16 protein-coding genes are annotated in these 13,368 nt (G+C 68.8%); 5 read left to right on the top strand and 11 right to left on the bottom strand.

Going from position 1 to position 13,368, the window contains the following annotated elements:
* Positions 1–91: 91 nt before the first annotated feature.
* On the bottom strand, positions 92–706 hold the full coding sequence (locus ABFX51_RS13475; protein ID WP_091508241.1) for a TetR/AcrR family transcriptional regulator: 615 nt from the start codon (positions 704–706) through the stop codon (positions 92–94).
* A 150-nt stretch (positions 707–856) separates the two neighbouring features.
* Positions 857–1,831, bottom strand: coding sequence for a GlxA family transcriptional regulator (locus ABFX51_RS13480; protein WP_245783086.1), 975 nt, complete (start codon positions 1,829–1,831; stop codon positions 857–859).
* A gap of 71 nt (positions 1,832–1,902) precedes the next feature.
* Between ABFX51_RS13480 and ABFX51_RS13485 the strand changes: the two genes are divergently transcribed.
* The 3 genes from ABFX51_RS13485 (at position 1,903) to ABFX51_RS13495 (ending at position 3,740) form a co-directional block, all read left to right on the top strand.
* Positions 1,903–2,664 carry an NAD(P)H-dependent oxidoreductase gene (locus ABFX51_RS13485; protein WP_091508236.1) on the top strand — a complete coding sequence of 254 codons (762 nt, stop codon included), beginning with the start codon at positions 1,903–1,905 and terminating at the stop codon, positions 2,662–2,664.
* A 144-nt stretch (positions 2,665–2,808) separates the two neighbouring features.
* A complete protein-coding gene (locus ABFX51_RS13490) occupies positions 2,809–3,375 on the top strand; it encodes a hypothetical protein (protein WP_091508235.1) in 567 nt (188 codons plus the stop codon).
* Entirely contained in the window at positions 3,372–3,740 is a 369-nt protein-coding gene (locus tag ABFX51_RS13495; protein ID WP_177228727.1) for a hypothetical protein, read from the top strand. Before ABFX51_RS13490 ends, ABFX51_RS13495 begins: the two co-directional genes overlap by 4 nt.
* A gap of 53 nt (positions 3,741–3,793) precedes the next feature.
* Here the strand turns inward: ABFX51_RS13495 and ABFX51_RS13500 are convergent, their stop codons facing one another.
* The 9 genes from ABFX51_RS13500 to ABFX51_RS13540 all read right to left on the bottom strand — a co-directional run bounded on the left by ABFX51_RS13500 (position 3,794) and on the right by ABFX51_RS13540 (position 11,583).
* Positions 3,794–4,345, bottom strand: coding sequence for a GrpB family protein (locus tag ABFX51_RS13500; protein ID WP_346053861.1), 552 nt, complete (start codon positions 4,343–4,345; stop codon positions 3,794–3,796).
* A 387-nt stretch (positions 4,346–4,732) separates the two neighbouring features.
* A complete protein-coding gene (locus ABFX51_RS13505) occupies positions 4,733–5,218 on the bottom strand; it encodes a GNAT family N-acetyltransferase (protein ID WP_346053862.1) in 486 nt (161 codons plus the stop codon).
* A 204-nt stretch (positions 5,219–5,422) separates the two neighbouring features.
* A complete protein-coding gene (locus ABFX51_RS13510) occupies positions 5,423–6,556 on the bottom strand; it encodes a site-specific integrase (protein WP_346053863.1) in 1,134 nt (377 codons plus the stop codon).
* Positions 6,556–6,765, bottom strand: coding sequence for an excisionase family DNA-binding protein (locus ABFX51_RS13515; RefSeq protein WP_346053864.1), 210 nt, complete (start codon positions 6,763–6,765; stop codon positions 6,556–6,558). Before ABFX51_RS13515 ends, ABFX51_RS13510 begins: the two co-directional genes overlap by 1 nt.
* Before the next feature lie 12 nt (positions 6,766–6,777).
* Positions 6,778–8,385 carry a replication initiator gene (locus ABFX51_RS13520; RefSeq protein ID WP_346053865.1) on the bottom strand — a complete coding sequence of 536 codons (1,608 nt, stop codon included), beginning with the start codon at positions 8,383–8,385 and terminating at the stop codon, positions 6,778–6,780.
* Positions 8,382–8,771 (bottom strand): hypothetical protein, encoded by a 390-nt coding sequence (locus tag ABFX51_RS13525; RefSeq protein WP_346053866.1) that lies wholly within the window; start codon positions 8,769–8,771, stop codon positions 8,382–8,384. Before ABFX51_RS13525 ends, ABFX51_RS13520 begins: the two co-directional genes overlap by 4 nt.
* Positions 8,768–10,297 carry an FtsK/SpoIIIE domain-containing protein gene (locus ABFX51_RS13530; RefSeq protein WP_346053867.1) on the bottom strand — a complete coding sequence of 510 codons (1,530 nt, stop codon included), beginning with the start codon at positions 10,295–10,297 and terminating at the stop codon, positions 8,768–8,770. Before ABFX51_RS13530 ends, ABFX51_RS13525 begins: the two co-directional genes overlap by 4 nt.
* Before the next feature lie 537 nt (positions 10,298–10,834).
* Positions 10,835–11,131, bottom strand: a complete 297-nt coding sequence (locus tag ABFX51_RS13535; RefSeq protein WP_346053868.1) for a winged helix-turn-helix domain-containing protein — start codon at positions 11,129–11,131, stop codon at positions 10,835–10,837.
* Entirely contained in the window at positions 11,128–11,583 is a 456-nt protein-coding gene (locus ABFX51_RS13540) for a hypothetical protein (RefSeq protein ID WP_346053869.1), read from the bottom strand. Before ABFX51_RS13540 ends, ABFX51_RS13535 begins: the two co-directional genes overlap by 4 nt.
* Before the next feature lie 149 nt (positions 11,584–11,732).
* Here ABFX51_RS13540 and ABFX51_RS13545 point away from each other — a divergent pair, with 149 nt between their 5' ends.
* Both ABFX51_RS13545 and ABFX51_RS13550 read left to right on the top strand, forming a co-directional pair.
* Positions 11,733–12,557: a hypothetical protein gene (locus tag ABFX51_RS13545; RefSeq protein ID WP_346053870.1), complete on the top strand. Its 825-nt coding sequence runs from the start codon at positions 11,733–11,735 to the stop codon at positions 12,555–12,557.
* A gap of 34 nt (positions 12,558–12,591) precedes the next feature.
* Complete coding sequence (locus tag ABFX51_RS13550; protein WP_346053871.1) at positions 12,592–13,362, top strand: hypothetical protein; 771 nt, start codon at positions 12,592–12,594, stop codon at positions 13,360–13,362.
* The last annotated feature ends 6 nt before the right edge of the window (positions 13,363–13,368 follow it).

Genomic DNA, 13,368 nt, shown 5'->3' on the forward strand with positions numbered 1-13,368 from the left:
CGCGTGACCGGAGCGCCCCCTGCGCGCGCCGGTCACGCGAAACCCCGTGAAATATACCGGCACGCACGTATGTTCTGTCCACTGCGGAGGGTCAGGACCCGCCGATCGCGTCGAGGACGAGCTGCTCCAGCTCGCCCCGCGTGACCGTCCACAAAGTTCCCGTCGTCCGCTCGCTCGACACGAAACCCGTCAGCAGCACACCGCGGATCGCCGCGAGTGCGGTGAGGAGCACCGCGGTGCCCCGCGGCCTGCCGAGGAAGTCGGGCACGACCTCGTTGAGCGTTTCGCCCAGTCCCGCGGTGAGCCTGCGGTTGTACCGGGCGACGTGGCGGCGCAGCTCGGCATCCGTGCGGCCGGCGAGCCACAGCTCGGTGAGCGCCGTGAACGACGGGCTGTCGTGCAGCGCCCACAGCCGGTCCACCAGCGCCATCACGGTTTCCGCCTCGGTCGGCCGGTGCGGCGGGTCACCGCGGAGCTGGTCGAGGATGGTGCCGGTGGCGTACTCCAGCCCGGCCACCACGAGGTCGGCCTTCGTGGCGAAGTAGTGCGCCTGCGCGCCCCGGGTCACCCCGGCGCGCTCGGCGATCTGCGCCGCCGTCACGTTGGCGTAGCCGTACTCGACCAGGCACTCGACGGTCGCCGCCAGCAACGCCGTCCGGGTGGCCGCTCGCCGCTCCGCCTGGGTGCGCCGCTTCCCGCCAGCCATTCGGACACTTTATCGGTACCACGCAACTCGAAGGGGGCCGCGCGCCGGGAAGATCGGTAACCCCGCGCGCTACGATCGTTCCGAGTTCCCTTGAGCGCCAAGGATCTTCGTTCTCTGAAAGCGCTTTCACATTTTTGTCCACTGCCGACTTCAGCCGACGAGTGACGCATCACCCCGGAACGTCGCGCGGTAGGCGCTAGGGGACACGCCCAGCGCCGCCTGCAGGTGCTGGCGCAGCGACGCGGCCGTGCCGAACCCGGACTCGGCGGCGACGCGGTCCACCGGCAGGTCCGTCTCCTCCAGCAGCCGCCGCGCCCGCTCGACGCGCTGCTGCGTGAGCCACTGCAACGGCGAGATGCCGACCTCCTGCCGGAAGCGCCGGGTGAAGGTGCGCACACTCATCGAGTCCTGCGCGGCGAGTTCGCGCAGGGTCAGCGGCCGGTCGAGGTGCCGCAACGCCCACGCCCTGGCGTTGCGGGTCGAGGGCGACCGCGGCTCGGGCACCGGGCGCGCGATGAACTGCGCCTGGCCCCCGTCGCGGTGCGGCGCGACGACGGTGCCGCGGGCGACCTCGTTCGCGACCGCCACGCCGTGGTCACGGCGGATGAGGTGCAGGCACAGATCGATCCCGGCGGCGACCCCGGCGGAGGTCAGCACGTCGCCGGAGTCGGTGTAGAGCACGTTCTCCTCGACCTGGACGGCCGGGTACAACGCGGCGAGGTCGGGCGCCGAGTGCCAGTGCGTCGTCGCGCGCTTCCCGTCGAGCAACCCGGCCGCCGCGAGCACGAAGGCGCCCGTGCAGATCGACGCGATGCGGGTGCCGGGCCGGATGAGCGCGAACGCATCGGCCATGGGACCACGCAGCCGGCCGCCCCGCTGGGGCTCGTAGTCCTCGTCGGACGACAGCACGACGACGGTGTCCGCCTCCGCCAGCGCGTCCGGCCCGCGTTCGACGGTGATCGTGAAGTCGGCGTCGGTGCGGACCTGGCCAGAGGTCAGCGCGCAGGTGACGACGTCGTACAGCGGCTTCCCGTCGGCCGAGCGGGCCTGCCCGAACAGCCGGTGCACGATGCCCAGCTCGATCGGCAGCACGCCGGTCCGCACGAGTACGGCGATCCGGTGCATGGCCCGATCCTTCCACATCCTGGCCTTCGGGCCACTCGTCGTGAACTCCCGGCGGCCGCACGATCGGGACCATGAACGTCTTGTGGATCTCCGCTCACCCCGAACCCCGCTCGCTCAACGGTTCGCTGCGCGAGGAGGGACTACGTGCGCTCACCGAGCTCGGCCACGAATACCGGCTGTCCGACCTGTACGCGATGGGCTGGAACCCCGTGGTGGGTCCCGAGGACTACGGCCACGACCCGGCGGAGCGGCTGCACGTCGCCGACGCGTCGGCCGAGGCGTACGAATCGGGACGGCTGAGCGACGACATCCTGGCCGAGCAGGAGAAGGTCGAGTGGGCGGACGCGCTCGTCGTGCAGTTCCCGGTGTGGTGGTACGGGCTGCCGGCGATCCTGAAGGGCTGGTTCGACCGCGTGTTCGTGAAGGGCTTCGGCTACGGCATCACGCGTGAAGACGGCGTCGCGCTGCGGTACGGCGAGGGGAAGCTCGCGGGCAAACGAGCGCTCGCGGTGGCCACCATCGGTGCCCGCGCCTCCGCGCTCGGCCCGCGCGGGGTGCACGGCGACCTGACGGAGCTGCTGTTCCCGTTGCTGCACGGCACGTTCTGGTACACGGGCATGGCGCCGCTGCCACCGTTCGTCGTGTACGCCGCGGACTGCCTCGATGACGTGGAGTGCACGGCGAAGGAGCTGCGGTCGCGGTTGGAGACACTCGGAACCGCGGAGCCGCTGCCGTTCCGCACGCAGAACGGCGGCGACTACGACGAGGACCTCGTGCTCCGGCCGCACCTCGCTCGCGGCCGCACGGGGCTGGGTGTCCACTGGGTTTCCTGATCGGCCGATCAGCGCAACCACGTCGTCCGGAAAGCGCTTACTGCATCGATTCACCGTCGCGACCGGGTTTCCCGGACGACGGCCGCGCGCACCCGACGAGGGTTCGGGGGGACCGATGTTTCGCAGCCACAGAGGAGATTTGCGATGTCCCCAACGATGATCGTCATCATCGTGGTCGCCGTCGTCGTGGTGCTCGGTCTGGTCGCGGTACTGGTGCGGTCGCAGCGGCGGCGGCACCTGCGTGAGCGGTTCGGGCCGGAGTACGACCGGACGGTGCAGGACAGTTCGAGCCGTCGTGCGGCCGAACGCGAGCTGGCGGAGCGGGAGCGGCGGCACGAGCAGCTCGACATCAGGCCGCTTCCCGACGAGGCGAGGGAGCAGTACCGGCAGCAGTGGTCGGCGATCCAGGAGCGGTTCGTCGACGAGCCCGGCGAGGCGATCGCCGAGGCGGACCGGCTGCTGACGCAGGTGATGACCGACCGCGGTTACCCGACGGACGGCGGGCACGAGCAGCAGGTGCGCGACCTGTCCGTGGAGCACGCGCGGACGCTGGAGCACTACCGCACGGCACGGGAGACGTTGCACGGGCACGAGCAGGACGGTGCGGACACGGAGGACCTGCGGCGCGCGATGGTGCACTACCGCACGGTTTTCGCCGATCTGCTGGGCACGCCGGAACACGTCACGCGCACGGAAGGGGAAGCTCGATGACGACGGAGGAACGCCTGAGCACGGAGGACCTGGTCGCTTCGCGGCCCGCGGAGGAGGAACGGCCCGCGGAGGCTTCGCGTCCCGGCGAGGACGACCGCGTGCAGCTGTTCAGCGAGGAGGAGGTCGAGCGCTTCCGCGGCCGGTGGCAGTCGCTGCAGACCGCGTTCGTGGACGATCCACAGGAGACGGTGCAGGAGGCGGACCAGCTGGTCGCCGAGGTGATGCAGGCACTGGCGTCGACGTTCGCCGAGCACAAGCGTGAGCTGGAAACCCAGTGGCAGCAAGGAGAACAGGTCGCCACGGAGGACCTGCGGCTGGCCTTGCGGCGGTACCGCACGTTCTTCAACGAGCTGCTGCGGGACTGACTGTCGCTTGTGGACCCCCGGCTTTCCCGGCCGGGGGTCCCTCTGTGCGGGCCCTACTCCTGCCACCCGCCGCGGCCGGGGATCTCCAAGATCACCGGCCGTTTCGCCTCGGCGTAGTAGTTCACGTCCCGCCACTCACGCTGGGCCAGCTCCCGCTTCGTGGCCTCGTACAACTCGCGGTCGGCGACGCTCGCGCGCAGCCGGTCGCGGAAGACGAGGTACCGCCGCACTTCCACGTCCTGCGGCGCGTAGCAGTGCAGGTTCACCGGCTCGTCCGGGTCCCCGGCCCGCAGGCAGCGGTGCCCGGGCTCCCGCACCCGCACGTCGTACCCCACCGCTTCGAGATCGGGCAGGTAGGCCTGCTCGTCGTCCGGGTCGTCGATCCCGGCGACGATGTCGATGATCGGCTTCGCGGCGAGCCCCGGCACCGACGTGGACCCGATGTGTTCGACCAGCCGGAGCCGATCGCCCAGCACGTCCCGCAGTTCGGCGGCGCGCCGCTCGTACCGCTCCGGCCACGCCGGGTCGTACTCCGCGAGGGTGATCTTCCCGGGCACCAGCCCGCGGACCAGCTTCGCGGCCAACTGCTCGTCATCGAGCGGCATCGTGGATTCCCTTCCCCAGGACGGCGATCGCACGGTCAGAAGCCCACCACAGTAGCCCGTTCCGCGGCTTCCGGTGGCCAGGAAAGAGCACGACGTCCGTGCGGTACGAGGTTCGCGGGTGGTTCATGGGACGGCCGACCGGCGGTCAAGGTCCACCACACGTCCCGGGCGGAAGCGCGGTGACCACCGTGCCCGCCCCTGTGACAGCCGAAGCGTCCCACGTCGCCACCGGGGAATTCCGCCGTCCGGCCACCGCAGGCGGCACCGGAGCTTGATTTCGCCGCCGGAATCGAAGGCCTCGCCGCGCCTCCGCCACCTCCGTTCGCGCCGGTAGGCGGGGTCTCGCTCCGCTGACGGTGCTCCCACCAATGCGGCCACCAGGTCACATCAGCGGAGCGTTCTCGTCATGAAGACGCTGTTGGGGTCGGGCCGGTAGTCGGCGAAGGGTTCGCAGTAGGCGAAGCCGAACTTCTCGTAGAGCCTCCTGGCGGGCAGGAAGAACTCGCCGGAACCGGTTTCCAGGCTCAGCCGGGAGAACCCCCTGCGCCGCGCCTCGGCGATGATGTGTTCCAGCAGCAGGGAGGCGATCCCGCTCCGCTTGCGCCGGGCGTCGGTGCGCATGGACTTGAGCTCGGCGTGCTCCGGGTCGAGCCGCTTGATCGCACCGCAGCCCACGACGTGCTCGCCGTCCATCGCCGACCAGAAGGTGACCTCCGGTTTGCGGAGCCCGTCGAGGTCGAGGGCGTGCACGCTCTCCAACGGCGTGAGCGACCGCATCTGCCGCACGTGCTCGCCGAGGAACGCGGCGATCCGCGCCCCCGACAAGTCATCTACGACGATGCGCAACTCCGAGGACTCACCGCCGCCGCTCATGATCAGAGGCTATCCCGGGGGCTGGTGCTTTTGGCGCAGTGCTCGGGCGCGAACACGAAAAAACCGCCCTGACCTGGATCAGAGCGGCTTCGTGAAGGGTGGCCAGGGCCGGGGTCGAACCGGCGACCTTCCGCTTTTCAGGCGCAGATGTTTTCGCTGGTCAGGCGGGGTGCACGGCCGGTTCGTGCACCCCGCGTGCCCCAATCAGTGCTTCACGATGATGGTCTTCGGAAGCTTGATCGCGTCGCCCCGTTCGGCCAACTTGCTCAGCTCCCCGGCCAGTTCCTTGTCCCTCCCCTCGACCGCGTGGAGATACCGGAGCGCCGCCGCTGCCGACGAGTGCCCGAGGCGCTTCTTGAGGTCTGCCAGCGTCGCGCCAGTGCTCGCGGCAAGCGTCTGTCCGGTGTGGCGCAGGTCGTGGAAGGACACGTCCACACCGACGCGCTTCCGGGCACGGACGAACGCCTGGTAGACCGCGTTGCCCCGCATCGGCTGACCATCGCGGCCGACGAAGAACCGCTCCGCCCCCGCCCACTTGGTCATGTGCTCGACCAGGTAGGGCTTGAGATGCGGAGGAAACGCGATCTCCCGCCGCCCGGCATCCGTCTTGGGGTCCTTGTCGTACTTCTTCGGGCTCTCCAGCAGCTCCACCCTGTTCTTGCGCACCGTGATCACACCGGCGATCAGGTCCACATCCTCGGTCCGGAGCCCGCACACCTCCCCGCGCCGCAGCCCGCACCAGGCAGCGAGCAGGACGGCCGCCCGGTATCGAGGAGTGATCGCCTCGACCAGCTCGGCCACCTGACCCGGTGTCGCGATCCCCCGTTCCTTGGCCTTGTCGGACCCAGCGCCCGGGATCTGGCACGGGTTGACCTGGATCGCCCCGTCCCGCTTCGCCTGGTTCATCACGGCTCGCAGGAAGCGGTACGACTGAGCGATGGAGGTCTTCCCTCCCGTCCCCGCCAGCGCCTTGCCGTACCAGCTCCGCACGACCGGCGGGGTGATCGCGATCAGCGGCAGATCAAGCAGCTCCGTCATGTGCAGGCGCATGTTCCGCCGACACGTCTCCTCCCAGCGGTCACCCACGTCCGGGTTGTCCCGAAGGTAGGCATCGGCGTAGTTGCCGAACGTTTCCCGGCCGAGCTTGTCATCCAGCCAAGCCCCGCGGCTGATGTCCGCCTCGACCCCGACGAGCCAGCGATCAGCATCGGTCTTCGTCCGGAACGTGTTCGGCGCGTACTGCCGCTTTCCGTTCGGCGCGATGAACGATGCCTGCCAGCGGCCCGAAGGCAGCTTCCGGACCTTCCCGAACCTCCGGCGTCCCTTGCTACTCGCCATCAAGCAGCCCTCCCGCCGGACCACCGCACCTCGACCGGCTCGACCCGACCTGCCTGCACGAACGCTTCGAGATCCGCCACCGACAACCGAACATGAACCCCGACCTTGTGGAACGCGATCCGCCGTTCCGCGATCAACCGCCGCACGAACCGAACCCCCGTGTTCAGGTACTCACCGGCCTCTTCGACCGTCAGGTACTTCTTCTGCATGTCCCCCTCCGCCTACGCCGCCAGCCGAGTTGCCGAAGTTTCTGGAACGCCTGGTGGTGGCCCGGCGGCGAGTAGTGCGCGGTCGTACTCGGCTTTCCAGGTGATCCGTTCTGCGATGGCTCTCATGAGCAGGTGGGCGCGGGGTGGTGCGTCCCGGTCGCCGGGCTGGACCTTGCGCCAGATCAGCCGCGAGGTGTCCTGTTCGGGTTTGACGATGCCGACGTTCGCGAGCATGTCCCGCACGAACGCCTTCCGGTCGGCCTTGTGGTCCGCGAGGGACTTGCCCGACCACTTGCGGGAGACCAGGACCCGCCGGCCGGGCAGCCCGAGCGTGGTCCGGCGGTGCGCCCTGCCTTTGCAGTGGCCCGGGGTCATCCGGCTGGTGGCCCCGAGTGGCTGGATGCCGTAGAGCAGCCAGACCGCGCAGCGGGGCGAACAGGGGGTGATGGCGAGTTCGGCGTGGAGCCGGTCGTGGTGTTCCCGCTGCCGGGCGCTGCTGGCCTCGACCACCTCGCCGGTGGACTTGGTGAGGTATTTGGTCAGGTAGCCGATGTGGCGTCCGGCTTCTTCGGTGCCGCCGAGGATGCCCTTGGAGTGCACCTGCCGCCCGAACGTGACCACGTGGGCGGGTTCTTCGACCTCCTCCACCGCCTCTTCCCACGGCGTCAGGGGTTCGTGTTTCTCCGGGTCGACGAAGCCCTTGGTGCGCGCGTCCCACACGGGCAGCCGGTCCCCGCCATAGATGGGCTCGTCGTGCCGGGGCCACCAGACCTGGTGGTAGGTGGCCTCGGTGACCTGCCGCAGCACCTCGTGCGGGATCGAGCCCCGCAATGCCGCGTGCAGGTGTGGTGCGGTGCGCTTCTGGGGTTCGACGGTGGCGAAGTACTGGACGTCCCAGCCGACGACGCGGCGGAGGTTCTGCCACCACCGATCCACCAGCGAGGCGAAGTGCACCGCATCCCGCGCCGCCCGCCGATAGTCGTACTCAGCGGGATTGACCGGAGTGCCATCCTCTCGCACCCGCCCATAGGTGTCGCAGGTCAGCGTGACGAACATCGACGGCCGGAACTTCCCCGCGTACTCCCGGCCCACCGTGGTCTTGGCGACCTTCTTCCGCGGCAGGTTCGGCGCGTCCTGCCGCCGCTTGGTCGACCGCTTCACCGGCCGCTTGCCGGGCAGATCCGGCGAGGGCAAGCGGCCGCGCATGCCGAGTTGCCGAAGTTCCTCATCGACCCCGCGGATCTCCTCCCGCAGCTCGTCGGCCTGGCCTTCCTCCCCGTGCTCGACCGCCTCCCGGTACCGCGCGACCAGATCGGCGCGGAACTCCATCAACTCCTTCTGCTCCGGAGACGGAGGGGCCGGGGTGAAGTCGGGTTCCTCCGTGAGGTGCCAGCCCTCCCGGCACTGCGCCATCCGCAACGCTTTGGCCTTCTTGGCGCACGGCGCACAGACGCTCTCCACGGTGGAGCCGCAGGGCACGGCGACGTAGCGGAGTTCGCCGGTGTCGGGGTCGCCGACCTCCATCGTGAACGGCCGCACGCACACCCCGTGTTTCTCGGCGGTGGCCTTCATGACCTCGGTGGACAGCGGCAGCCGCATCCGCTCAGCACGAGTGCTCATGCAGCCACCTCTCGCCGAGCCCAGCCGTGCAGGGTGGCCAGTTCCACGTCCTGCTCCACCCCGCGCGGCAAATCCGGAAACACCGCCCGCTCGTACCGGACAGCGCCCCAGACGTGCACCGGAACTCCGGTCGCCATCCGACCGACCACGGTCAGATGCACGGACGGGGCATCGTCGAGCTGGATGGCGGTCACGGTCACGCCGTCGAGCGTGCGAGCCCAGGCCAGGAGTGCGGAGGCGAGCCCGTCCAAGCCGAGCTCGTGCAGGTGCACCGCGACGGGCTCTCGCCAGGTCGTGCACTCCACCGACAACGGCGAGGGCACCGCATACCGGGCGAGGTGATCCCGCAGCGCATCGAGGTAGGGCACCACGTCATGGCTGGTCATGCCGCCGCACCCCCGATCGAAGCAATGCGGCCGGTGACGAACGCTTCCAGGGCCTTCACGGTGTCGTCGGGCACCCATCCGGCCCGGACACGGAGGGGTTCGCGGAGGCCTTCGCCCCAGACGTAGCCGACGCCGGCTTCGGTCTCGGCGATCCGGTTCGCCCAGGCACCCCGCTCGTACGCCTGGTCCCCGAGCACCATGCCGACGTGCGATTTCGAGGTGACCCGCAGGCAGATGCGGCGGGGGAACAGCTCCCGCACCGGAACCGTGTCCTTCGTCGGCTCCTGCACATAGCCGCGGACGGTGAACCCGAGCGCCCGGCCCTGCGTGGTCAGCAGCGCGACGCGTTCCACGATCTGCTCCCGCGTCTTGCGGTCGGTGTACTTGGTCAGGGCACCGATTTCGTCGAACTCGACCAGCTCAAGCGGGTTCTCGGCGCTGATCGGGACGTTCCGGACTCGCCCGGCGAACTCGGTCTTGCGGGCGTCCATCGCGGCCACCAGCTCGCCCAGGACTTCGAGCGCGTCCTTCGGGGTGACCGCGTAGCGGTGGAAGATCCCGCGCCCGTACGCGAGTTCCATCCCCTTCGGGTCGATTCCCGAGACCCGCACCATGCCGTCCCGGATCGCCGGGGCGATCGACACGAGCGGGCACCACATCATCGAGTTCTTGCCCGCACCGCTGGCCCCGGCGACGAGGGTGTGACTGCCGGAGCCGTGCAGCGGGACGTGCCAGTCCTGCCCGTACTCGGTCCGCCCGGACCACACCCGCCGCAGATCCACCGCCCGCTCCCCGATCTCCGGGCACGGCACGGGCGCGGCAAGCAGGTTACGGCGCTGAAAGTCGATGGAGACCACGTTGGGGGCGATCTCCCGCACCTGGCACCGGCTGACCTTCCGGGCGGAGGCCAGTGCTCGGGCGGCGTCGTCGAAGTCCTCCGGCTTCTGCCCCGGCACCAACCGGACCTGCACCTCATCCCAGGACGGCCCGGAGCGCACCCGCTTCACCTTCGGCACGCGCACCCCGGCCGACCGCTGTTCCCGGGACACCTTCTTGCGCCCCACCAACGTCACCGTCACGTCGACGGGGATCGCGTCGTCCTTCACGCTCAGACCGCAGGCGTGCAGCCATTCCGGCAGCTTGGGCATGTAGATCGCCCACTTCTGCCACCACGTCCGCAGCACCCGCCCGGCCCACTGGTCGTAGGACACGAGGTGGAACCACCGCCAGGACGCCAGCCCCGACGCCACCACAGTCAGGGTGACGACCAGCGAGAGCCAGCCGAGCCAGTAGCACCAGGCCGCCACTGCCACCACAGTCAGGCTGGTGCGCGGGTGCATCACGATCTGCGCGACGACCCAGAACACGCCCTTGCACAGCCACCACAACGCCAGGAACACCACCGCGACCGCGGCGAGGGTTTCGGCGAAACCGGCCAGGGCTTTGCCGAGCTTGTGCAGCACCCACACCACGACCGCGAGTGCGCCACTGCCGAGCAGGAGAACTCCGAGGGTGTGCGCGTCCATCAGCGGCCACCCCCAGACGGAATGTCCAGGGGCAGCCGCCCCGCGCACGTAGCGCACTCAGTGTCCCCCGGTGCCAAACGGGCGAACCTGCGGCACGCACTGCACCGCGCCGGGACGCGGTCTCTTGACGCCGATTGTGTACGGTTGTCTATCGTCTTCAACGTCTGCTCCGTCAGGTGTGGACAGCGCAGAAGCGGGAAAGGTTGGTAGCCAGGTACCGCTTCTGCGCCTAACAACTCGGGACGTGAATCAGGGCGCACGACATCGCCGCACGAACCCTTCGCGCGTTAGCTTTCGTCCTATCTGGACTTAGAGACCTTCGGCCGACTTCCGTTGGCAGGCCTTACACACAAGCACTTTGTCTCGCATCACTCGTTGCCGTCCTCCGCAGATCCAGCACCGACGCCGGATGAACCAGCGGCGTCGGGAGCGCGGTAGCCTCGGCGACACCACCATCACCTCCCCTCGAGGTCGTGGGTGGGATGGCACGGGGACGAGCGGGACGGTCACACTCCTTCACTCGTCCCCGTGCCGGGTTCAGGAACTCCGCCGGTCCGTCACGAACGTGCCCTTGGACGGGATCGTGACCAACAGGCCGCGCTTGCGCAGGATCTCGATCGCGTGGCGGGCGGTGCCGAGCGAGACGCCGTACTCCTTGGCGAACTCCCGCTCGCTTGCCAGCGGCGTGTGCGGAGGCAGCTCCCCCGCCTCGATCCGCGCCGCCACGTGGTTCGCGACGTTCTCGTACATGTAGCCCGGCGGACCCGGCTGTTCGTTCAGCCGAAACTTGGGCGGCTTGGTGTCGTGGCAGGTCATCGCGACCACACCCGTCACGCGGCCTTGGCCGACTCAGCCGGCCCGCCCTGCGACTTGCCCCGGCCGCCACCCGTGTTGACGGCCTTGAACCCGGACGCGCGGAACACGTACGACTGGTACTTGAACTCACCGTTGCCAGCCACACGCGGCTCCGCGGTCAGCCCCTCCAGCTCGACCGGCCGCATCCCCGGCAGCACCTCACCCGTGGTCGGCACCGGCTGCACATCGGCCAGCAACGTCACCTCGAACGAAGCGCGCTTCGCGTTCGGCTCCGACGGGTCGGTCACCGTGACCTTCCACTGCCGCTTCCCGGTGATCTCGTCCACCCGCTGACGAGCCGGACGACCCGCCGCCCGGTCCTCCCGCGACTGGTACTCGTTGTCCGGCGACACCTCACCCACCATCACCAAACCCTGCGGAAACGCCTCATCGAACTCGACCGGGAACCGGTGCCCCCTGCTGATCGCCATCTCTTCGAACTCCTCGTGTCGTGGCCCTCTTGGACGGTTTAGACCCCTAAACACCCGCTCTATAGTGCGCCCTGGCGTGTCTAGGGGGTCTAAACAGCAATGTACCGGCCCCTGACGGGAAGCGTCAAGGGGGTCTAAACTCCGACCTTGTGAGCACCGAGGACTTCGACAGCGTCCGGCGCGACCCCGACCCGATCCGGCGGGGCAAGCGCGCAACCGAGCTGCTCACGACCTACCAGCAACGAGCGACCGAGCTGGCGCGGCTCCGGAAGGCCGCGATCGAGGAAGCGCACCGTGAGCTGGGCATGAGCTACACCGAGATCGCTGGAGCGCTGGGCATCACGAAGGGCCGGATCACGCAAATCCGCAGCACGGCACCCGCTGCGGAGCGAGCGTTCTTCGGCGTCGGTCCGGTGAGCATCGGCGTGCCATACCGCTACCAGACGACGGACCGGGAGCGCCCGCTGATCGCGGCCGAGGACGCCGAGACCGCCAACCAGCTCGAAGCCCTGTTGACCGCGCTCTCCCTCGCCACCTCCCGCTACCAGATCGAGCCCGACCGGACCGAGCCGCCAGCCGGAGACACGATCGTCGTGTGTGGCCCGAAGTCCGCTCCGATCGGCGCTGACCTGCTCTCCCGTGATCCCGCCTTGACGATGGTCGAGGACGACGGGCGGTGGTGGATCGAGCAGCGCGAGGACGGCATCCGGATCGGTTCGCCCTCCGACGAGCCCGCGCCGCAGTCCGCCGACGTGGCGTATGTGGCCTGGCACATGATCGACAACCGTGTGATCATCCACATCGCGGGTATCCACGGCATCGGATCACTCGGCGCGACGCACTACCTCCGAGCGCATCTCGCCGACGTGTTCCGGCAGGTCGGACAGCAGCCGATGTCACTGGTCGTGCGAGCGACCTACGACGGGCTCACCATCACCGACAGCGAACTTGCCGCAGGACCCTACGTTTGGTGAACACATGCGAGTCACAACCGCGCAGCTCCCACCGATGGAGGAGAGCGCCGACAAGATCTTCGTGACCCCGCACGCCGTCATCCTCCTCGACGGCGCATCCGCCTTCGTCCCGGTACCCGTCCCAGCATCCGCCTACGCCGACTACCTCGGCCGCTTCCTCGCCGACGCCCTCACAGGTGATCCGGCCGCCGACCTACAAGAAATCCTCGCCGAAGGCATCAAGGCCACCGCGGCCCACTACGACCTCCGCGCAGGCGAGTCGCCATCCAGCACGGTAACGATCGCCCGCGAACGCGACGAGCACCTTGACCTGCTGCTTCTCGGCGACAACACGGTGATCCTCCCCGGCGGCGAAATCCTCACGGACGACCGCATAGACCGCCTCGACCTCGAACCCCGCCGCAAGTACCGCGAACGCCTCGCAGCCGGCCACGGCTACGACGACGAACACCGCGCACTCCTGCGCGAGCTACAGACACAGCAAGCTCAACACCGCAACAAGCCAGGCGGCTATTGGATTGCGGAGGCGAACCCTACAGCAGCAACCTACGCTATCACCGATTCCCGGTGTCAAACCGCAACACCCTGGCTAGTCCTAGCCACGGATGGGGCTTACAACACCATGAATTATCTCCACCTGAACAATTGGCAACGGCTCATAAATGCCAACACGGGCACGCTACATCTTCTACTACGCGAATGTCAGCAGTGGGAAGCCAGTCAAGATTCACAGGCTCGCAACTTACCGCGCGCAAAACGACACGACGATAAAGCAATCGCTACAGTAACACTTGAGAGTAGATAGACTGAA

It is taken from the genome of Amycolatopsis dongchuanensis (assembly GCF_039542405.1).
GTDB lineage: Bacteria > Actinomycetota > Actinomycetes > Mycobacteriales > Pseudonocardiaceae > Amycolatopsis_E > Amycolatopsis_E sacchari.